Source organism: Bradyrhizobium sp. WSM4872 (assembly GCF_055811715.1).
The window spans coordinates 16,102-35,652 of sequence record NZ_JBVVPT010000010.1 but is presented as its reverse complement, the minus strand read 5'-3'; the positions used below and the strand labels follow the sequence as shown (position 1 = coordinate 35,652).

At 63.0% G+C, this 19,551-nt stretch carries 17 protein-coding genes; 5 read left to right on the top strand and 12 right to left on the bottom strand.

The window, feature by feature from the left end:
• The first annotated feature begins 62 nt into the window (after positions 1-62).
• Entirely contained in the window at positions 63-1,304 is a 1,242-nt protein-coding gene (locus tag AC0L3C_RS16100) for an efflux RND transporter periplasmic adaptor subunit (protein WP_473408446.1), read from the top strand.
• Positions 1,305-1,452: 148 nt separating this feature from the next.
• Complete coding sequence (locus tag AC0L3C_RS16095; protein ID WP_473408445.1) at positions 1,453-4,641, top strand: efflux RND transporter permease subunit; 3,189 nt, start codon at positions 1,453-1,455, stop codon at positions 4,639-4,641.
• On the opposite strand, the gene AC0L3C_RS16090 is transcribed toward AC0L3C_RS16095, so the two are convergent.
• On the bottom strand, positions 4,638-5,366 hold the full coding sequence (locus AC0L3C_RS16090; RefSeq protein WP_473408444.1) for a sulfite exporter TauE/SafE family protein: 729 nt from the start codon (positions 5,364-5,366) through the stop codon (positions 4,638-4,640). The genes AC0L3C_RS16095 and AC0L3C_RS16090 overlap by 4 nt on opposite strands.
• Positions 5,367-5,531: 165 nt before the next feature.
• Between AC0L3C_RS16090 and AC0L3C_RS16085 the strand changes: the two genes are divergently transcribed.
• Positions 5,532-5,795, top strand: a complete 264-nt coding sequence (locus AC0L3C_RS16085; protein WP_473408443.1) for a hypothetical protein — start codon at positions 5,532-5,534, stop codon at positions 5,793-5,795.
• 240 nt (positions 5,796-6,035) lie between these two features.
• Here the strand turns inward: AC0L3C_RS16085 and AC0L3C_RS16080 are convergent, their stop codons facing one another.
• From AC0L3C_RS16080 to AC0L3C_RS16030, 11 genes are all read right to left on the bottom strand, one after another.
• A complete protein-coding gene (locus tag AC0L3C_RS16080) occupies positions 6,036-7,154 on the bottom strand; it encodes a helix-turn-helix transcriptional regulator (protein ID WP_473408442.1) in 1,119 nt (372 codons plus the stop codon).
• Between the two features lie 112 nt (positions 7,155-7,266).
• Positions 7,267-8,385 (bottom strand): helix-turn-helix transcriptional regulator, encoded by a 1,119-nt coding sequence (locus AC0L3C_RS16075; protein ID WP_473408441.1) that lies wholly within the window; start codon positions 8,383-8,385, stop codon positions 7,267-7,269.
• A 165-nt stretch (positions 8,386-8,550) separates the two neighbouring features.
• The gene (locus AC0L3C_RS16070; RefSeq protein WP_473257583.1) at positions 8,551-8,799 is read right to left on the bottom strand and encodes a DUF6894 family protein; all 249 of its coding nucleotides are present in this window, start codon (positions 8,797-8,799) and stop codon (positions 8,551-8,553) included.
• A gap of 82 nt (positions 8,800-8,881) precedes the next feature.
• Positions 8,882-9,853 carry a helix-turn-helix transcriptional regulator gene (locus AC0L3C_RS16065; RefSeq protein WP_473278328.1) on the bottom strand — a complete coding sequence of 324 codons (972 nt, stop codon included), beginning with the start codon at positions 9,851-9,853 and terminating at the stop codon, positions 8,882-8,884.
• 228 nt (positions 9,854-10,081) lie between these two features.
• On the bottom strand, positions 10,082-11,239 hold the full coding sequence (locus tag AC0L3C_RS16060) for a helix-turn-helix transcriptional regulator (RefSeq protein ID WP_473257589.1): 1,158 nt from the start codon (positions 11,237-11,239) through the stop codon (positions 10,082-10,084).
• Positions 11,240-11,479: 240 nt separating this feature from the next.
• The gene (locus AC0L3C_RS16055) at positions 11,480-11,992 is read right to left on the bottom strand and encodes a hypothetical protein (RefSeq protein ID WP_211399667.1); all 513 of its coding nucleotides are present in this window, start codon (positions 11,990-11,992) and stop codon (positions 11,480-11,482) included.
• Between the two features lie 90 nt (positions 11,993-12,082).
• Positions 12,083-12,529, bottom strand: coding sequence for a MaoC family dehydratase (locus AC0L3C_RS16050; protein ID WP_247297582.1), 447 nt, complete (start codon positions 12,527-12,529; stop codon positions 12,083-12,085).
• Between the two features lie 384 nt (positions 12,530-12,913).
• Positions 12,914-13,336 (bottom strand): hypothetical protein, encoded by a 423-nt coding sequence (locus AC0L3C_RS16045; protein WP_007592397.1) that lies wholly within the window; start codon positions 13,334-13,336, stop codon positions 12,914-12,916.
• Between the two features lie 12 nt (positions 13,337-13,348).
• Positions 13,349-13,570 carry a hypothetical protein gene (locus tag AC0L3C_RS16040; RefSeq protein WP_007592399.1) on the bottom strand — a complete coding sequence of 74 codons (222 nt, stop codon included), beginning with the start codon at positions 13,568-13,570 and terminating at the stop codon, positions 13,349-13,351.
• Positions 13,571-13,765: 195 nt separating this feature from the next.
• Positions 13,766-14,584, bottom strand: a complete 819-nt coding sequence (locus tag AC0L3C_RS16035) for a lytic murein transglycosylase (RefSeq protein WP_473408440.1) — start codon at positions 14,582-14,584, stop codon at positions 13,766-13,768.
• 39 nt (positions 14,585-14,623) lie between these two features.
• On the bottom strand, positions 14,624-16,477 hold the full coding sequence (locus tag AC0L3C_RS16030; RefSeq protein ID WP_473408439.1) for a flavin-containing monooxygenase: 1,854 nt from the start codon (positions 16,475-16,477) through the stop codon (positions 14,624-14,626).
• 176 nt (positions 16,478-16,653) lie between these two features.
• Between AC0L3C_RS16030 and AC0L3C_RS16025 the strand changes: the two genes are divergently transcribed.
• Entirely contained in the window at positions 16,654-18,279 is a 1,626-nt protein-coding gene (locus AC0L3C_RS16025; RefSeq protein WP_473408438.1) for a long-chain fatty acid--CoA ligase, read from the top strand.
• Positions 18,280-18,322: 43 nt separating this feature from the next.
• Positions 18,323-19,534, top strand: a complete 1,212-nt coding sequence (locus tag AC0L3C_RS16020; RefSeq protein WP_473408437.1) for an acyl-CoA dehydrogenase family protein — start codon at positions 18,323-18,325, stop codon at positions 19,532-19,534.
• Positions 19,535-19,551: the final 17 nt, after the last annotated feature.

Here is a 19,551-nt window from a genome sequence, read left to right as displayed (position 1 = left end):
ATCTTGCGCTGCGGTATCCAGCTCCACATCTGTAGTGAACACTACATATCTGGAGCGCGCAAATGCCCCCCTCCCAAAATACCTCTCGCCCTGGCCGTGTTCGCCGCGTTCTCGGCGGCATCGCCATCGTGGGCGCTCTCGTCGTAGCCGGCTCGATCGCGACGGGCCATTACTTTCGTGCCGCGCAGGCGACCGCGACCGCCGCGGCCGAGCAAGCCGTCCCTGTCACGGTCGCGCTGATCGAACCAAAGCAGACGGTGCTGTGGGACGATTTCTCCGGCCGGCTCGAGGCTATCCAACGCGTCGAGCTTCGCCCGCGCGTCGCGGGTGCGATCCTTGCGACCAACTTCACCGAAGGCGCGCTGGTGAAGGCTGGCGACGTCCTGTTCAAGATCGATCCAGCGCCCTACGCGGCCGAGGTGGACAAGGCCGCGGCGCAGCTCGAAGCCGCGAAAGCGCGCGTGGTGTTCACGCAGAATGAGCTCGAGCGCGGCGCGCAGCTGGTCGGCAACGCGGTGGTCACGCGGCGCGACTACGACCAGCGCGACAATGCCTACCGCGAGGCCATCGCCAACGTGAAGGCGGCCGAGGCGACGCTCCAGACCGCAAAGCTCAATCTCGACTACACCGAGGTGCGCGCGCCCGTGAACGGCCGCGTCGGCAAGATCGAGATCACCGTCGGCAATCTCGTCGCCGCCGGTACCGCCTCCCCCGTGCTGACTTCGCTGGTCTCGGTCAATCCGATCTACGCGTCGTTCGATGCGGATGAGGAGGTGGTGCTGCGGGCGCTGAACTCGATCGCAGATAGCTCCGGCAAGCGCGGCAATCTCGACCAGATCCCGGTGGAGATGGCGACCTCAGGCGGCCTCTCGGCGAAGGGCCACATCCAGCTCATCGACAACCAGGTCAACGGCCAGAGCGGCACCATCCGCGTCCGCGCGGTGTTCAGAAACGAGGACGGGCGTCTCATTCCCGGCCAGTTCGCCCGCGTGCGCATGGGCCAACCGAAGCAGCAGGCGCTGGTGATGATCGACGAGCGCGCGATCGGCACCGATCAGGACAAGAAGTTCGTGATGGCGGTCGGCGACGATAGCCGCGCGGTCTACCGGTCGATCACGCTCGGCGGCTCGGTGGACGGGTTGCGTATCGTGACGGCAGGGCTGAAGACCGGCGACCGCATCATCGTCAACGGCCTCCAGCGCGTGCGCCCGGGTGCCCTGCTCAAGACGGAGATCGCGGCAATGGGCGCGGGCGGGCCGCAGCAGGCGTCCAACCACAGCAATCAGGACGTCGTGCAGCGTTAGCGTCTCCGCCATGCCGGAGCGCGCGGGCAGCGCGAACCGGAATGTCGAAATCGTTGAACCACCTAGACATACTTCTGGATTCCGGGTTCGCGGCTTTGTCCGCACCCCGGAATGACGGGAGAGTCGTCTCTCGCGCAGGGGCAAGGCCATGAATCTCTCGAAATTCTTCATCGATCGTCCGATTTTCGCCGGCGTGCTGTCGGTCCTGATCTTTCTCGCGGGCCTGATCTCGCTGTTCGCGATGCCGATCTCGGAATATCCCGACGTCGTGCCGCCCTCGGTGGTGGTGCGCGCGACCTATCCCGGCGCCAATCCGAAGGTGATCGCGGAAACGGTGGCGACGCCGATCGAGGAGCAGATCAACGGCGTCGAGAACATGCTCTACATGTCGAGCCAGGCGACCACCGACGGCGCGATGACTCTGACGGTGACGTTCCGGCTCGGCACCGATCCTGACAAGGCGACGCAGTTGGTGCAGAACCGCGTGCAGCAGGCCGAGCCGCGCCTGCCCGCTGTGGTGCGGCAGCTCGGCATCATCACCAAGAAGTCCTCGCCCGACCTCACCATGGTGGTGCATCTGCTGTCGCCGAACAATCGCTACGACATGACGTATTTGCGCAACTACGCCGTGCTCAACGTCAAGGACCGGCTGGCGCGGATCGACGGCGTCGGCGATGTTCAACTCTATGGCGCCGGCGACTATTCGATGCGGGTGTGGGTCGATCCGCAGAAGGCCGCCGAACACGGCCTCACCGCAAGCGATATCGTTAAGTCGATCCAGGCGCAGAACGTCGAAGCCGCCGCCGGCGTGGTCGGCTCCTCCCCGAACGTCAAGGGCATCGACCTGCAACTGTCCGTCAACGCCGAGGGACGGCTTGCGAACGAGGAGCAGTTCGGCGACATCGTGGTCAAGACCGGCACGCGTGGCGAGGTGGTGCGGCTGCGCGACGTCGCACGCATCGAGCTCGGCGCCTCGCAATACGGCCTGCGTTCGCTGCTCGACAACAAGCAGGCGGTGGCGATCCCGATTTTCCAGGCGCCCGGCTCCAATGCGCTCGAGATCTCCGACCACGTTCGCGCCACCATGGCCGAAATCAAGAAGAACATGCCGGAAGGCGTGTCCTACCAGATCGTCTACGACCCGACCCAATTCGTCCGCTCGTCGATCGAGGCCGTGATCCACACGCTGCTGGAGGCGATCGCGCTGGTGGTGCTGGTGGTGATCCTGTTCCTCCAGACCTGGCGCGCCTCGATCATTCCGCTGCTGGCGGTGCCTGTGTCGATCGTCGGCACCTTCGCGGTGATGCACGTCTTCGGCTTCTCCATCAACGCGCTCAGCCTGTTCGGCCTGGTGCTTGCGATCGGCATCGTGGTCGACGACGCCATCGTCGTGGTCGAGAACGTCGAGCGCAACATCGAGGGCGGGCTGTCGCCGCGCGATGCGACCTACCAGGCGATGCGCGAGGTGTCGGGGCCGATCATCGCGATCGCCATGGTTCTGATCGCCGTGTTCGTGCCGCTCGCCTTCATCTCCGGCCTCACCGGGCAATTCTACAAGCAGTTCGCGCTGACGATCGCGATCTCGACCGTGATCTCGGCCGTCAACTCGCTGACGCTGTCGCCGGCGCTGTCGGCCCTGCTGCTCAAGGGACACAACGAGCCGAAGGACCGGTTGACGATCATCATGGAAAAGAGCCTCGGGTGGTTCTTCCGCAGCTTCAACAAGGTGTTCACACGCTCGTCGGAGAATTACAGCGGCACCGTCACCAAGGTGATCTCGGGCAAGGCGGCCGTCATGGGCCTCTATGTGGTCCTGGTCGGCCTCACCGCCTTCCTGTTCCAGCAGGTCCCGAGCGGCTTCGTGCCGGGTCAGGACAAACAGTATCTGGTCGGCTTCTCACGACTGCCTGATGGCGCAACGCTGGACCGCACCGAAGACGTCATCCGCAAGATGAGCGACATCGCGCTGACCCAGCCCGGTGTCGAGAGCTCGGTTGCATTCCCGGGCCTGTCGATCTCGGGCTTCACCAACTCCTCCAACGCCGGCATCGTGTTCTCAACGTTGAAGCCGTTCGACGAGCGCAAGAGCCCCGCGCTGAGCGGCAATGCAATCGCGGCCGACCTCAACAAGAAATACTCCGGGATTCAGGAAGCCTTCATCGCCATGTTCCCGCCGCCGCCGGTCAACGGTCTCGGCACCATCGGCGGCTTCAAGCTGCAGATCGAGGATCGCGCCGGCCTCGGCTATGAGGCGCTGAACCAGGCGACGAATGCGTTCATGGCGGCGATGCAGAAGGCACCGGAGATCGCCGGCGTGTTCTCGAGCTTCCAGGTCAACGTGCCCCAGCTCTTTGCCGACATCGACCGCACCAAGGCGCTCCAGCTCGGCGTCCCCGTGACGGAGGTGTTCAACACGCTCCAGATCTATCTCGGTTCCTACTACGTCAACGACTTCAACAAGTTTGGCCGCACCTATTCCGTTTACGTGCAGGCCGACGCGCCGTTCCGCGCGCGTGCCGACGACATCAGGCAGTTGAAGGTGCGCTCGTCCTCCGGCGACATGGTGCCGCTGTCGGCGTTGCTCACGATCCGCCAGAGCGCGGGCCCCGAGCGCGCGATCCGCTACAACGGCTTTCTGTCCTCCGACATTAACGCGGCGGCTGCGCCCGGCTTTTCCTCCGGCCAGGCACAGGAGGTCGCGACGCGGATCGCGGCGGAGACATTGCCGCCCGGCTTCGCCTTCGAATGGACCGACCTGACCTATCAGGAGTTCATCGCCGGAAATTCCGGCCTCTGGGTGTTCCCGCTGGCGATCCTGCTGGTGTTCCTGGTGCTGGCCGCACTCTATGAAAGCCTGACCTTGCCGCTCTCAATCCTCATGATCGTGCCGATGGGCCTGTTGGCTGCGATGTTCGGCGTCTGGATCTCCAAGGGCGACAACAACGTCTTCACCCAGATCGGCTTGATCGTGCTGGTGGGACTCTCGGCCAAGAACGCGATCCTGATCGTCGAATTCGCGCGCGAGCTCGAGTTCGCAGGCCGCACGCCGGTCCGGGCCGCCATCGAGGCGAGTCGGCTGCGGTTGCGCCCAATCCTGATGACCTCGATGGCGTTCATCATGGGCGTGCTGCCGCTGGTGCTCTCGACCGGTGCCGGCTCGGAGATGCGGCGCGCCATGGGCGTCGCCGTGTTCTCCGGCATGATCGGCGTCACCGTATTCGGCCTGTTCCTGACGCCGGTGTTCTATGTGCTGCTGCGGACGGTCACCGGCATGAAGCCGCTGACGCATCACGGCAGCGACACCAGCGCGGCGCCGGTGCAACCCGTCGGGCACTAGATCAGGGAAATCCCTGACAGCAACAACAAAACGAGCACGGTCTTGCGAAAGACCGTCTCGTTGACCCTGTGGAACGCGATCACGCCGAGCGCGGAGCCGGCGAACAGCGCCGGCAGGCTGACCGCGAGATCGACGAAGACTTTTGACGACAGATCCTGATGTCCGATCAGCAGCGCGATCGCGAACAGCTGCATCGCGGCGATGAACGGCTGCACCAGACCGCGCTGCTCGCTCTTGGGCACGCCGCGCATGTCGCACCAGATCGTCGGGATCGCGCCGGGCATCGCGGTCAGCCCGCCGACCAGCCCTCCCCCGAACCCGATCAACGCGACCCAGTGTCGTCCGACCGCCTCGCCGGCCGTCACCAGCGTCGGCCGCAGCAGCATGTAGGCCGCATAGAGTGCAACGATGATGCCGAAGCCGCGCCGGAGCAGATGCGTATCGGTGCTCTGGAGCAGCGCCACCGCAATGGGAACGCCGATCAAGCCACCGACGATCAGCAGCAGACTGCCTTCCCAGCGAATATTGCGCCGAAGCGCCCACAGATTGGTGGCCTGCACGCCGATGCTGCACGCCATCATCAGCGGCACGGCTTCGAGCGGCTGAAACACCCGGAGCAGGATGGCGCCCGCCACTGCGGAAAAGGCAAATCCCGAGAGCCCGGAGACGAACGCACCGGCGAACACGGCGGCGCTGAGCAGCATCACAGTCGTGACATCAGGCACAATCCGCCCTCGGGTCAGTCGTAGGGAATTTGCAAGACAGGGATATCGGCGCTCTCGGTGCAAACGGCCGGCACGAGTGGAACCGACGGATGCGCGTAAGCGTGCGATCGCTCCAGCATCGCGAGGCCGACCAGTTGGAGAGCAACGAGCGCCGCGGTCAGCGCAATGGCGACGATGCTGACGTTACGCACGCTCGAATTTGGGGTGGCCGGTCTTACGCTCGCGCGGATCAACTCCGTTGGCATTTTCAAAAGTATCCTCTTCACGGGAGACGGGAATAATTTCATTCAAACACGGCGCTTCGTGCGGCTGGTCCAGCAGGTGACGATAGCGTTGCAACACGCGCTGCGCGTCGATTTCCCGCTGCGCGCGGAGTACCGCGCCTATGCGGGCGACGATATCGCGGAACCTGCCTGTCAGAACCGGTGACGCCGTTCGCATGACAATCTCCTCTCAACCTGTTCGAGAGATTGACGGGATCCACTTCCGCCTGCAGTGAGTTGCTTCACACAATGCCTGACATGTCGAACAACAGACCGCGTGATGTTCAGTAGAATAGAGCGCGGAAAAACGCGTCATTCGATCGAACGACGCGCGATAACTTTCTAATGATGTTTCTGATTGAACCTATTGCGAGCTGCTGCGACTCGCCTGCGTTTTGAACGCGTCTCAGTGCACGAGCGGATTGGAGAATCCAGCTGCGAGCTTGACGAGATCGGCTTGACGAGAAACGCCGGTCTTGGCGAACACCCGATGCAGATGCGTCTTCACCGTCGTCTCTGCGATACCGAGCGCAACCGCGGTCTCCGGCACGCCGCCGACATCGACGATCGACTGCAAGACCCTCAGTTCCGCAGGCGTGAGTTCGAAGGTGCGATCAATGAGACCGGCACATGAGCGGCCGTCGAGTTCCGCTTTCCAGATGAACAAGGCTCCTACGGCCGAACTGCGCTCGGCCGTCCCCTCGCGCAGCAATGACGGCAGCGCGATGATTTGCGCGACGTAGTAGGAACCGTCACGCGATATCAGCGGAATTTTCCGCCCCGAAGATGCCGCCAAAGCGACTTCGCTTGTGTCGCGGAAGATATCGCGCAGGGCCGAGTTTGCAGCGGAGGAGCTTGCCACCAACCGGCCCGAGACAGACCGCAGGACATCATCGACGGCCAGGATCGTCTCCGCGGCCAGATTGCTGTGGACGATATGACAGGTCGAATCGAGCAGAATGACGCCCGCGTTGAGTCGGTCCACGACGTCGGTGAGCGCGATCGCGCGCTGCTGCTTCCGTTCGATGGCCCGGTTGATCAGCAGCGCCCGGCTCGCATGCGGAACCAGGAACTGCATCCGCGCCCGTTGCTCGGCGTCGAGCATCTCCCTGCCCGGGATCACGGTCATCAGCATCGGACACGGCGACTTCGACTGCTCCAGCACCACGTTGGCGACGTCGACGCAGCCCTGGGGGCGCAGCCATTCCTGGTAGAAGCGGCCGCGGCGATATTCGTCGAAATCCACGAGATCGGGGATGTTGCGCACCTCGCCGTAGCGCGGAAGCCGAGCGAGCGGGTCGTACCGGGAGTAGGTCTCCGCATAGAGCTGAATGTAGTGCGGATCGACTCCGCAGTAATAATGCGTCGCGCCCGATTTGCTGACCGGGTCCTTCGAAATCAGACCACAGGCCTGGCTGCCGATGAAGGCATTGAGTTTGACAACGACATCGCTCCACAACTCCGGGTGGAGACCCGCGTCATAGATAGTCTCGATCAACTCGGACGGCTTTGGAGGTCGGGGCATCGGAAGAGCCAATGGTGACACATGGACATGGCGACATGTTCTTCATGCCTGGCGGCTTCCGTGAGTCTTTCGCGGGAGCGAAAGGTTCAATCGCGATGGCAAAATCAACGGTCTAGTTGACGAGCGGATTGGAGAACCCTGCTGCAAGCTTGACGAGATCAGCCTGACGCGAAACGCCCGTCTTGGCGAACACGCGGTGCAGATGCGTCTTCGCCGTCGTTTCCGCGATACCGAGCGCGACCGCCGTCTCCGGGACGCCGCCAACCTCGACGATCGACACGAACACGCGCAGCTCGGCCGGCGTAAGGTCGAATGTCCGCGCGATCAATTCGCCGTAGGACTGTCCGCCGGGCCATACCTGGCGCAGGAGCAGCGCACCGACGGCATCGACCACCCGCTCGCTGCGGTCCCGCAGGACGGACGACAGCGGCAGGATGTGCGCGACGTAACGCTCGCCCGAAGGCGAAAGCAGTGAAAACGCATGCCCCTTTGTGGCAAGCAGGGCAATTTCATTGCGGGCCGTGAACGCTTCCCGCAGCGTCTGATTGGCCTCCGCACTGCTGGTCACCAATTGCCCCGCAACGGACCGAACCAGATCGTCGGCCGCAAGCAAATCGTGCCCCGCGGAATTCGCGTGCACCACCCGGCAGAAACCATCGAGCAGGAAGATGCCGCAGGCAAGATTGTCCAGGACCTCCGCCAGCGCTGTCGCCAGCGTCAGTTGCGAGGTCATGGCGCGGTTGATCAGCAACGCGCGGCTGGCGTGCGGGACGACCAGCGAGAGGCGGTGCTTCATCACGGGATCCACCATCCGGCGGCCCGACAGCACCGTCATCATCACCGGGCAGTTCGGATTCGAATTCTCGAGCACGACGTTGGCCGCATCGCTGCAACCCTGCGGCCGCATCCACTCCTGGTAAAAGCGTCCTCGCCGATATTCATCGAAATTGACGAGATCCGGGATGCTGACGATCTGGCCATGCGGCGGCAGGACTGTCAGCGGATCGAACTTCGAATGCGTCTCGGAATAGAGCCGGATGTAGTGCGGGTCCGCCCCGCAATAATAGTGCGTGACGCCGAATTTGCTGACCGAGTCCTTGGAAAACAGCCCGCAGGCCTGGCCGCCGACGAAGTCGCGGATGCCGGTGACGACGTTATTCCACAGCGAGGGATCGAGCCCGGCATCGTAGATGGCCTCGACCAGGTCGGGCAGTTTCCGTGGTCCGTGCATGGCTATAAATGGCCTGGGTGATCAATATCACCAAGCATACCACAACCACAGCATGCGGCATCCTCCGATCGGAGGACGCCGGCCCGGCGGATCGAGCCGGCCGGAACGAACGGACATCCGTTTTGGGCGCTGCTGATGCGGAGTTGCAATACCGCACCGGGACGCTCACGCCTCGTCCCAGCCGACCTTCTCCAGATTCTCCGACCAGACCGCGGCGCGATAGATCTCGCGCCCGTCGGTGTCTCTGACCCGGATGCAGGCATCGCGGCCGCGCAAATCGTCGCGCCAGACGAACAGGTGGCTTGCCATCTCGTTGGCCACCACGAATGTCGCTTCGGGGCATTCGAACACCATGCCACCCGGATCGATCTTCACGATATTGCCGAGCATAAGATCAAAGAAAAAACGGCGCATGCAATACAACACTCCAACTGCGGGCGGCGCACGCCCGTGCCGTCTCCAATCGGCATTTGACCTGACATTCAATCGCGCGCGGTCACGACATCTCGCGGCTCCTGACGTCACTGGGCGTGGCGCCATAAGTCCGCCGGAAGCAGCGGTTGAAATAGGAGAGATCGCCGAAACCGACATCGTAGGCGATCGAGCTGACCGTCCGCTCGGCGTATCCGGGTTCGCGCAACATGCGATGTGCACGCTTGACGCGTTGTTCGATCAGGAAGGACGAGAACGTCTTGCCGTCGGCCTCGAACAGGCGCTGGAGATAACGCGGCGTCACGCCGAGCTCGTGGGCGACCGTGGCAACCGACAGGTCCTGCCGCCAACAATTGTTGGCGATGGAGGCTTTGGCCTTCTGCAGCCGTGCCGCCTTGAGGCCGCGCCGCCCGGCCAGTTCCCGCGGCTCGTTGGTGGCACCGAGGACGATTGCCAGAAGATCGTGCAGATGCCCGACCCCGAGCTGGCGCAAATTGGGCATCGCGAACGCATTCTCCCGCACCAGCGTCACCGCGTAATCGACCAGCAGCCGAAGTCCCGTTGAACTCTCCGGTATGACCCTCATCACAGCGTCATCGACATCCACGATCATCGGCGCCAGCACGCGTCTCGGCACACGCAGCGAGAAACAGCTACCCAGCGACAATCGCTCGAACGTCGTGACGTCCTCCGCGCTCGTCAGGACAGCCTCTCCGGCACGGAGGCTCAGATCGTGCCCTCGCTCGGATATCCCAAGCACGCCGGATCGATTCACGATCAGGGCCAGACTGTCATCGCCATCGGCAACCATGTGCTTGGTGCGAATGACCCGCGCTCCGCACAATCCTCCGATCAGCAATTGGGCTTCCGGCATGACGTGGGACGTGAAGCTCGCCGCGAACGGCTTTCCTTCCCTGGGCTCGACCTCCGCTTTCAACACCCCGCGGCAGTAAAAATCGCGAAGCAGAGGGATGCGCTCGTTTTCGGGAATTTCGTTCGTTGAAACGTTGATAACGGAAAAATCAAACTGGCTCACTGCAATCCTCCAACCGATGAGCAGGCCGGCCGCGCGCTGTCGTTCCTCACACTCGCGTTCGATGCCGTCGTGGCATCTCTTCGCGGCGCTTGCTGCTTTTCACTTTTCTGCAACGCGATATACGAAAGTCTCAAATGACTCGCGTCCTGCATTCGGAGGACACCGGAGCTCGGCTCATCACAATGGATTGAGATTGCGGCACATAGCCGGCGAACCATGTGAAATAAATCACAAGGCATCGTCACCGTCGTTCGTTCGACGCGCGAATGGAACGGCAAAGCCGGTGGCGATCTTGACCAGGTCGGCCTGCCTGCCGGCGCCGGTCTTCTCGAACAGGCGGCCGAGATGCGTCTTCACCGTCGTTTCGGCGATGCCGAGCTTTGCCGCAATGTCGGGAACGCCGCCAATCTCGATAATTGCCATCAATACGCGCAATTCGGACGGTGTCAGCCTGAAGGCCGCAGCGATCGCATCGGCTGCGAGCCATGTCGCCGCCGATGCCTTCTGAACGAACAGCACCGTGGCTGCAACATCTCGCGATGGAGTGCGATCGCGCTTCAGGGGAAAAGCGTGGAGCAGATAGTGCTGCCCATCAACTGATGTCGCAAGCTCGATCTGACGGCGGGGAACGGAACGAGTTTCGTTCCCTGAATCGATTTCGCACAGGCCACGGAATATTTTCTCGGTCTGGGTGTTACGGGCCACGATCCGGTCGCCGACCATTGCGAGCAGTCTGGCATCCGCGAACAGCCCGCGGCATGCTGCGTTGGAATGCACGACGCGGCCATCTGCGTCGAGCAGGCAGATCGCCGTGCTCAGCCCATCCAAGATATCGGCAAGGTCGTCCACGGTATGCGAGCGTGCCCTGATCTGCCGGCCCATGATCCTGGCGCGCTGGAGGTGCGGAGCAAGCAGCCGCATGCGCTCACGCATCGGCTCGTCGACGAGTCCGTGCGACCGGTGCCGCAACACCTGCAGGATCGTGGTGCGCGTGGCCGACGTCTCGAGCGCGACGGTTGCAAGGTCCATCGCTCCTTGCGGTTCCACCCACTCGCGATAGAAGCTCGTTGTCAGGAAATCCGCATGAGGCATGATGTCGGCTACGCCGATCGTCTGTTCCGCCGCGAGCGTGAGATGACGATCGAGCAGAGGGTCCAGCTCCACATATCGGTCGCGATATAGCTGGCGGAAGCGGGATTCGCTGCCGAAATGCTCATGGATCTCGATCGAGAGCCTGGCTCTGTCCCTGGACAGGATGGTCGCGGCACATCCGCCGATGAAATGCGAAACCTGTTCCAGCACCCCGCTGCGTAGCGCGGGATCGACCGCCGCGTCGTAGATCTCGCCGACGAGAGACGAAAACCGATTTGCGTGGAGGATTGTCATCGGCCGGACGACGCAATCGACGCGGAGAAAACGTTGCAACGAAATGCTGGAATATCGAACATCGTCCTTGCGTAACGTCAACCGCAGGATGCGGCTTGGACGTTTTCGCCAAAGACTAGGATAAATGCGAACAGCGCGCGGACTGTGTGCGATGAGTCACGTGCGCGATGCGTCAGGCGCCGCGCGCTGCAGAACCCTGTCGTCACCGATCCCGCCGACGTCGCATCCGATTCCGGCAATTTACTTGCGATTCTCCTCGCAGAATTTCAGCGCCGCCAGCGCTTCACCGGCACGCGGCACCTGCATCTCGATGCTGTCGTCGTCATCGTCCTCGAAATCGAGCGAGAGACGCTTGGCCTTAGACAGCCGGTCCATCATGGACTGATCGTATTCGAAGATGCCGCGCACGGTGGTCTTGTCCATGACCTCCCACTTGGCCTTCTTCATGATATCGGCGTCGTCGGTGCCGACATCGGCCCGGAGGATCTCACCAACCTTGTCCCACTCCCAGCCGTCATAGATCATGACGATGACAATAGCCTTCTCGGAATAGGTAATGACGATGACGTAGTCCCGGTTCTCGTCTTCCTTGTCCTTGTAGCCGCGGCTCGCATTGCAATGTGCGTCTTGCGTACGCTTTTCGATGGTCCAGTCGCCGACCTTGGATTGTTGCGCCTGCACCGGTCTTGCGGTCAAAGCGACTGCGCTCAAGGCGCCGGCCAGCAACCCGGCGGCGAGAAGAGATCGTTTCATGTCAGCCTCCAGCGTGTTCCCCGGACCGAGATGACCACCTCTGCCGGTGACCCGCAAGGGCTTCAGGGGTGCGTAGGCCCCGACCTTGCCCTACTCCCGCCGCGGCACGATCGCGATCGGGGTGAAGGTGTAAACCTCCTCGCCGTTCTGGTTGAACATGGTCCATTTCACCAGTGCGATACCCTGCGGCTTCGACTTCGACGGCGTCAGGCTCATGACCTCGCCAACCAGATGCAGGCGGTCATCGGGCCGTACCGGGATGGTCCAGCGCAGCCCGTCGACGCCGGCGCCGATCAGCGGATGCGGGCCGAAGGGGCGGGTCTGGATCGCGAGGCTCATGGCAATCGCAGCGGTGTGCCATCCCGAGGCAGCGAGACCCCGGAACAGGGTCTGCTTGGCGGCTTCGTGGTCGAGATGCATCGGCTGCGGATCGAACTCGGCCGCGAACCGCTTGATGTCGGCCTCGGTGACGTGAACTTCGGGGGATTTGAACTGCATTCCAATGGTGAGATCGTCGAACCACTCGACCTGCGCCATGATTTCGCCTCGCCATGTGATGCGCCGCCTCGCGGCTAATGGGATTGAGCAAGAGCGGGATGTAGCGGCTCCGCAGCGCACAAACCAGCCCGGGGTTCCCCAAGAAACCCGTTTCCAGATGCGACGAAACACGCCTGAAACAGATGCTCGGTTATCTGGTTGTCAAAATCATACAGGGACGGCCACCATGCAATTCTTCCTCGACCTGATCTGGGATTATTCCTGCTGTCAGCACCTCGTCGCCCTGGCGCCGCAGGAGGACGAGCTATGATCGAGCTGATCTCGGCCCTGCTCGCGCTTTGCAGCGTCGGCGTTTTTGCAGCGCACGCGGTGGATGCCTATCGCACCACACATTACTGATAGCCGTGCACTGATAGCCTTGCCCTAGAACGGCCGCCGGTAGAAATGCTCCGAATGCGTTGCCGGCGGAAACCTGTTGGCGAGCGCGAGAGCTCCCCTTTCGTCGGTTTCGAGTGCGATCTTCTGTGCGAGCATGACGTCGCCGGGGACGAGAAAGCCTGACGGGACAAAGCACCACCCCATTGTCGCGTTTCCGGCCGCGTCGATCTCGTGGACATTGGCGGCGGTGCCATAGTGGATGCGATAGGTCTTGCCGGTATCGCAGCCGACGACATCGAAATGCCGGTACTGCTCGAATTGCGCGCGCTGCGCCGGTGACAGCCATTCGGCCAGGAGCCGCCGGCCGCGGGCATCCGGCGTGTTCTCGCCGAAGAAGCGCCGATAGAGTTCGCGTAGCGCATGCAGACGCGCACGCGCCGGCGCGCGGAGCCAGACCGCCGCGATCATGAGCAGCTCAGATCAACCGCCGACCAGGCGGGGATAGAACAGCGTTTCCTGCGCGGTCGGGTCGAACGATCGGATCCGGGTGACTTCGCCGGGTCCGGTTCGCAGCGCGGCGGTGAAGCCCGCTCCGGTCAGCTCCCGAAAGCGCCGTTCGGCCCGCGCCAGCGCTTCGGCATTGCCAGGATCAAACTCGTGGCGCGTGTCGCCAGTCTGGTCCATCACGATCTGGGTTGCCATGTTGAGTCTCCTCATGCCCAGCCCTGTTCGATCAAAGCAAACCTCGTGCCGTCGGTTCCAGTTGGCAACAACTTTCTCTTGCCCGCGCATCACGCCTTGCTGAGCAGCAGGGTGCCCAAGCGAAGTGGATGCCGGTCCGCATAAGGAAAACGCGCCAAAACAAGAAGGTAGAGCCCGTTCGAAACGGGGCTCTGGTCAGCGCGACGCGGCCGTACCTCCGCCCTCGTCGATCTGCCGTCCCATCAGGGCGATCGCCTTCTGATAAACGCCGGCGGCATTCCAGGCTTCGATGGCGGCGAAATTCGGCTCGCCCGGCTGGTAACCGGCTCCTGCACGCCAGCCATGGGCCTTGAGGAAATTCGCTGTCGAGTTCAGCGCATTGGCGGCAACTTCGAGATTGCCTGTGCCGTAGGCCAGGATGTTCTTGGGCATGAACTGGGTCTGACCGACTTCGCCGTGCATCGAGCCGCGGGTTGCCCCCGACAGCGTGCCGCGATCGATCAGCTTCAGCGCCGCATAGAGCTGCTCGGTGAAGAATTCGGGACGGCGGCAGTCATAGGCAAGCGTTGCGATCGAGGAGAGCATGTTCTGGTTGCCGCGTTGGCTGCCGAACCCGGTCTCCATGCCCCAGATCGCGATCAGCGGCCCCGGCGGAACGCCATAGCGCTGCTGGATCGAGGCGAACAAGGCGGCCTGCGACTGCTTGAGCTGGCGCCCCTTGGCGACGATGGTAGTGGCGCCGCGCTTGGCGAGGAATTGGTCGAGTGTCAGCGAGAAGCTGCGCTGGCCGCGGTCGGCCGCGATGGTGGCACTGGCGTAATTGGTCTGCATCAGCGCCCCGAGCGCGGTCTGGCCGACGCCTTTGCCCTGCGCTTCCGCACTGAACTCGCGCTTCCAGGCCTCGAAGCCGGCCGGCGAACTGCCGCATTGCGCGGCGTGGGCGGCGGGCGAGAGGCAGCCGAGCAGCGTCATCGCCCCGAAAACCGCCGCAGTTACAGTTCTGCCCCTGATCATGTCCAATGTCCTCTCTCTGGCGCGATCCAATGCCCGAGCTTACCCGGACGAAGGCGCCGACTCCATGGCGTGCTCATACGACAGTTCCAGTCCGTCCAAATTGCCCTCCTTGCGCCACTTGTTGAGCAGCCGCAGGAATGCCACCGGCCCGCGCCAATACTGGCTGTTTCTCGCCGCGATCGGATCGAACACGCCTTCATTGTTGTAGTAGCCGGGCGTGCATTCAGCGAGGTAGGTCTGGCGTCCGAGCGCGGCTTTGACCACCTCCTCAACCCAGGCGTTTTCGGCCGCCAGCGTCGGCTCAAGAGTTCGCGCCTTGCGCTTGCGCGCTTCAGCGATCACGTAGGCGATGTGCTGCGACTGCTCGTCGATGATGTGCGGAAAGTTGGCGCTCTGGCCGGCCTGCACCATGACGATCAGGAAGCAGTTCGGGAAGCCGCGGCTGTAGAAGCCATGCATCGTCTTGACGCCGTCGCGCCAGCGCTCGGACAGACTCGTGCCATCGCGTCCATAAATCTCGAAGCCCATACGACGGGCGTAATCGGTGCCGACTTCAAAACCGCTCGCATAGATCAGGCAGTCGAGCTCATAGGCCTTGCCGTCGACCACGACGGCGTTCTCGGTGATGCGCTCGACGCCTTGCCCCCTGGTGTCGACGAGATGCACGTTGGGACGATTGAAGGTGTCGAGATATTCGTCGTGGAAACACGGCCGCTTGCAGAAGGCCTTGTACCACGGCTTTAACGCCGAAGCAGTTGCCTCGTCCTTGACGATCGCGTCGACGCGCGCCCGGATCTCTTCCATCTTGCGATAATCGGCCTGCTCGATGACCTTGAGCGCCTCCTCGATCGAGGTCACCGGCTGCGTCTGGCGACGCGGCGCCAGCAGTATCTCGCCGAGCAGGCCGGTCCAGCCGTCCTGCACCAGATCCTGTTCGAATGGCTCGCCCGAGATCACCGTGGTGAAATTGTCCATGCGCTCGCGCTGCCAGCCGGGTCTGAGTCCCTGCGCCCAGCTCTGATCCGTCGGGCGGTCGTCGCGCACGCCGATCGCCGACGGCGTACGTTGGAAGACGTAGAGCTCCTTGGCCGAGCGGCCGAGATGCGGCACGCATTGCACGGCGGTGGCGCCGGTGCCGATGATACCGACGCGTTTGTCGCCAAGACCACCAAGATCACCTTCGGCCGTGCCGCCGGTGTAGGCGTAATCCCAGCGGCTAGTGTGGAAGCTGTGTCCCTTGAAGTTTTCGATACCGGGAATGCCCGGCAGCTTCGGACGGCTCAGTGGGCCTCCAGCAAGGATGACGAAGCGCGCGCGGATGCAATCACCGCGATCGGTCTCGACCAGCCAACGTGCCTCGTACTCCTGCCATTCCATGCGCGTGATGACGGTCTGAAACAGCGCGCGCTCGTAGAGATCGAAGTGACGGCCGATGCGGCGCGAATGTTCGTAGATCTCGGGGGCTCGCGCATATTTACGCACCGGCATGTAGCCGGTCTCTTCCAATAACGGCAGGTAGATGTAGCTCTCGGTATCGCAGGCCGCACCAGGGTAGCGATTCCAGTACCAGGTGCCGCCGAAATCGGCGGCCTTTTCCACGACCCGGAAATCATCGATGCCGGCCGCGCGCAGTCGCGCGCCACACAGAAGGCCGCCGAAGCCGCCGCCGACGATGAGCACCTCGGTCTGTTCACTGACAGCCTCGCGCGCAAATCCGGAATTGGCCCAGGGATCGTCGAGATAGCGCCCGAACTCGCCGGTCACCTCGACATATTGCGCCTTGCCTTCGGTGCGCAGGCGGCGATCGCGCTCATCGCGATAGCGCGCGCGGAGTGCGGCAATGTCGATTGTAGATTCGCCGGCTGCACCGGTCTTGTGTCTTTCCGCTGACATCCATTTCCTCCCCGGCGGAAACTGCTTCGCCGGCAGCTCACATCACTTAGCCCTGAAAAAGAGACGCATGCAATCAGGTCCCTCGCTTTTTACGTGAACGTCGCGTGGCGTTCCGCTAACCTCAAGCGCACATCACAAGCGCACGCCGCGCAACGACGTGGCGATCCGGAGGAACGATGCAGGGATTGATGATGGACATGCCGCTCCTGATCAGCGGCCTGATCCAGTATGCCGCCGATTATCACGGCGAGGCCGAGGTCGTCGCCCGCGAGATCGAGGGCGACATCCATCGCTACACCTATGCGGACGCCCATCCGCGCATCAAGCGCATGGCATTGGCGCTCAAGCGGCTCGGCATGATGCCCGGCGACCGCGTCGGAACGCTGGCCTGGAATACGCACCGGCATTTCGAAATGTTCTACGCCGCGCCGGGCATGGGCTATGTGCTGCACACGATCAACCCGCGGCTGTTCCCCGAACAGCTCGTCTATATCGTCAATCATGCCGAGGACCGGCTGCTGTTCATCGACCGCGCCACGCTGCCGATCGTGGAGGCAATCGCGCCGCAGCTCAAATCGATCGAAGCCTATGTCGTGATGTGCTCGCGCGAGCGGATGCCGGAGACCAAACTTGCCAACGTCCATTGCTACGAGGAGCTTCTGGACAAAGAGAACGACGCCGGCTTCGTCTGGCCGGAGTTCGACGAAAAGTCGGCGTCCACGATCTGCTACACCTCCGGCACCACCGGCAATCCGAAGGGCGTGATCTATTCGCACCGCGCCGCGATCCTGCAGACCATGGTCTCCTGCAATTTCGACTTCCTGCCCGGGCACCTGGAAGGTGTGCGCGAGGTGATGATGCCGATGGCGCCGCTATTCCACGGCAACGGCTGGAACATGCCGTTCACCGCGCCCTATACCGGTTCGAAGCTGGTGCTGCCCGGCCGCAATTACGAGCCGGACAAGCTCTACGAATTGCTTGAAGGAGAGAAGGTGACGCTGTCGGCGGGCGTGCCTAGCTTCTGGCTGATCCTGCTCGACTGGCTCGGACGCACCGGCAACAGGTTCTCGACACTTCGCGCAACATTGTCGTCAGGCTCGGCGCCGCCGCGCGCGATGGTCGAGAAGCTCAAGCGTGAGTATGACATCGACTACATCCAGGCCTGGGGCATGACCGAAGCGTTGGGCTGCTCGATGCCGGGCCTTCGGCCGGGCTCCGAGCATCTCGAAGACAAGGAGAAGTTCGACCGCCGCCAGGTGTCCGGCCGCGCGTGTTTCGGCACCGCCTTGCGCATCGTCGACGACGGCGGCAACGAGCTGCCGCGCGACGGCAAGAGCGTCGGCCATCTGCGCGCGCGGGGACCGTGGGTTGCGTCCGGCTACATGAAACTCGACGAAGGCCTGGACCGCGACGGCTGGCTGATCACCGGTGACATGGCCGTGATCGACCCCCAGGGCCACGTCACGCTGACCGACCGCTCCAAGGACGTGATCAAGTCCGGCGGCGAATGGATCTCCTCGATCCAGCTCGAGGACGTCGCCTTGTCTCACCCCGATGTGCTGCAAGCCGCCGTGGTCGCGATCAACCATGAGAAATGGCAGGAGCGGCCTCTGCTCATCGTCGTCCGCAAGAAGGGCGCGACCGTCGACGGCAAGACGCTGCTCGACCACATGCGCCCGAAAATCGCGAGCTGGTGGATGCCCGACGCCGTCGAGTTCATGGACGAGTTCCCGATGACCGGCACCGGCAAGGTGCTTAAATCGGCGCTGCGCGAGAAATTCAAAGAGTATCGCGTCGCCTGAGCCGATTGCGCGCCAGCCTGTCCATCGATCGAGGAGACCAAAGATGCTCTACCCGATGTCCCCCAAAGTCGTCGAGCTGAAGCGCAGGCTCGACGGTTTCATGGACCGGCACATCTATCCGAACGAGGAACGCTTTTATCGCGAGGCGGAGGAGCTGGGGCCCTGGAAGGTCTATCCGGTCGTCGAGGAGCTGAAGCCGCTGGCGCGCGCCGAAGGTCTCTGGAATTTGTTCCTGCCGGACTCCGGGCACGGTGCAGGCCTGACCAATCTCGAATATGCCCCGCTTTGCGAAGTCATGGGCCGCTCGCATCTCGCGCCCGAAGTCTTCAACTGTTCGGCGCCCGATACCGGCAACATGGAGGTGCTGGAGCGCTATGGCACGGAGAACGACAAGGAGCGCTGGCTGAAGCCGTTGCTCGCAGGCGAAATCCGCTCCTGCTTCGCCATGACCGAGCCTGCCGTCGCCTCGTCCGATGCGACCAACATCGAAAGCTCGATCGTCCGCGACGGCGACCATTACGTCATCAACGGCCGAAAATGGTACACCACCAACGCGACCGACCCGCGCTGCAAGATCTGCATTTTCATGGGCAAGACTGATCCCGACAATGCGGACCGCCACAAGCAGCAATCCATGATCCTGGTGCCGATGGACACAGCGGGCGTCGCGGTCAAGCGTCCCCTGCCCGTGTTCGGCTTCTACGGCGTGCCCGATCGCGCCTCCGAGGTCGTCTTCACCGATGTGCGCGTGCCCAAGGAGAACATGCTGCTCGGCGAGGGCCGTGGTTTCGAGATCGCGCAGGGACGCCTCGGCCCGGGGCGTATCCATCACTGCATGCGGCTGATCGGGCTCTCCGAGCGCACGCTGGAAAAGATGTGCCGCCGGGTGCGCAGCCGCGTCGCCTTCGGCAAGCCGGTTTCCGAGCAGACGGTGACGCAGGAGCGCATCGCTGAAGCCCGCATCATGATCGAGCAGGCCCGGTTGCTGACGCTCAACGCCGCCTACGCGATGGATACCGTCGGCAACAAGGTGGCGAAAGCCGAGATTGCGATGATCAAGGTCGCCGTGCCCAACATGGCCTGCCAGATCATCGACTGGGCGATCCAGGCCCACGGCGGCGGCGGCACGTCCAATGATTTCGGATTGACCCAGGCCTACGCAACCGCGCGCTTGCTGCGTCTCGCCGACGGCCCGGATGAGGTCCACAGGAACCAGATTGCGCGGTTCGAGCTGAAGAAATATTCGAATGCTTGAAGCGAGTGATGGCAGTC

Bases quoted from the DNA above. Each gene is read 5' to 3' on its own strand.
- AC0L3C_RS16045 (WP_007592397.1), bottom strand. From the start codon at position 13,336: ATGATCGCGGCGGTCTGGCTCCGCGCGCCGGCGCGTGCGCGTCTGCAT.
- AC0L3C_RS16100 (WP_473408446.1), top strand. From the start codon at position 63: ATGCCCCCCTCCCAAAATACCTCTCGCCCTGGCCGTGTTCGCCGCGTT.
- AC0L3C_RS16060 (WP_473257589.1), bottom strand. From the start codon at position 11,239: ATGACAATCCTCCACGCAAATCGGTTTTCGTCTCTCGTCGGCGAGATC.
- AC0L3C_RS16085 (WP_473408443.1), top strand. From the start codon at position 5,532: ATGGCGACGATGCTGACGTTACGCACGCTCGAATTTGGGGTGGCCGGT.
- AC0L3C_RS16070 (WP_473257583.1), bottom strand. From the start codon at position 8,799: ATGCGCCGTTTTTTCTTTGATCTTATGCTCGGCAATATCGTGAAGATC.
- AC0L3C_RS16050 (WP_247297582.1), bottom strand. From the start codon at position 12,529: ATGGCGCAGGTCGAGTGGTTCGACGATCTCACCATTGGAATGCAGTTC.
- AC0L3C_RS16030 (WP_473408439.1), bottom strand. From the start codon at position 16,477: ATGTCAGCGGAAAGACACAAGACCGGTGCAGCCGGCGAATCTACAATC.
- AC0L3C_RS16035 (WP_473408440.1), bottom strand. From the start codon at position 14,584: ATGATCAGGGGCAGAACTGTAACTGCGGCGGTTTTCGGGGCGATGACG.
- AC0L3C_RS16020 (WP_473408437.1), top strand. From the start codon at position 18,323: ATGCTCTACCCGATGTCCCCCAAAGTCGTCGAGCTGAAGCGCAGGCTC.
- AC0L3C_RS16080 (WP_473408442.1), bottom strand. From the start codon at position 7,154: ATGCCCCGACCTCCAAAGCCGTCCGAGTTGATCGAGACTATCTATGAC.
- AC0L3C_RS16055 (WP_211399667.1), bottom strand. From the start codon at position 11,992: ATGAAACGATCTCTTCTCGCCGCCGGGTTGCTGGCCGGCGCCTTGAGC.
- AC0L3C_RS16075 (WP_473408441.1), bottom strand. From the start codon at position 8,385: ATGCACGGACCACGGAAACTGCCCGACCTGGTCGAGGCCATCTACGAT.
- AC0L3C_RS16095 (WP_473408445.1), top strand. From the start codon at position 1,453: ATGAATCTCTCGAAATTCTTCATCGATCGTCCGATTTTCGCCGGCGTG.
- AC0L3C_RS16025 (WP_473408438.1), top strand. From the start codon at position 16,654: ATGCAGGGATTGATGATGGACATGCCGCTCCTGATCAGCGGCCTGATC.
- AC0L3C_RS16040 (WP_007592399.1), bottom strand. From the start codon at position 13,570: ATGGCAACCCAGATCGTGATGGACCAGACTGGCGACACGCGCCACGAG.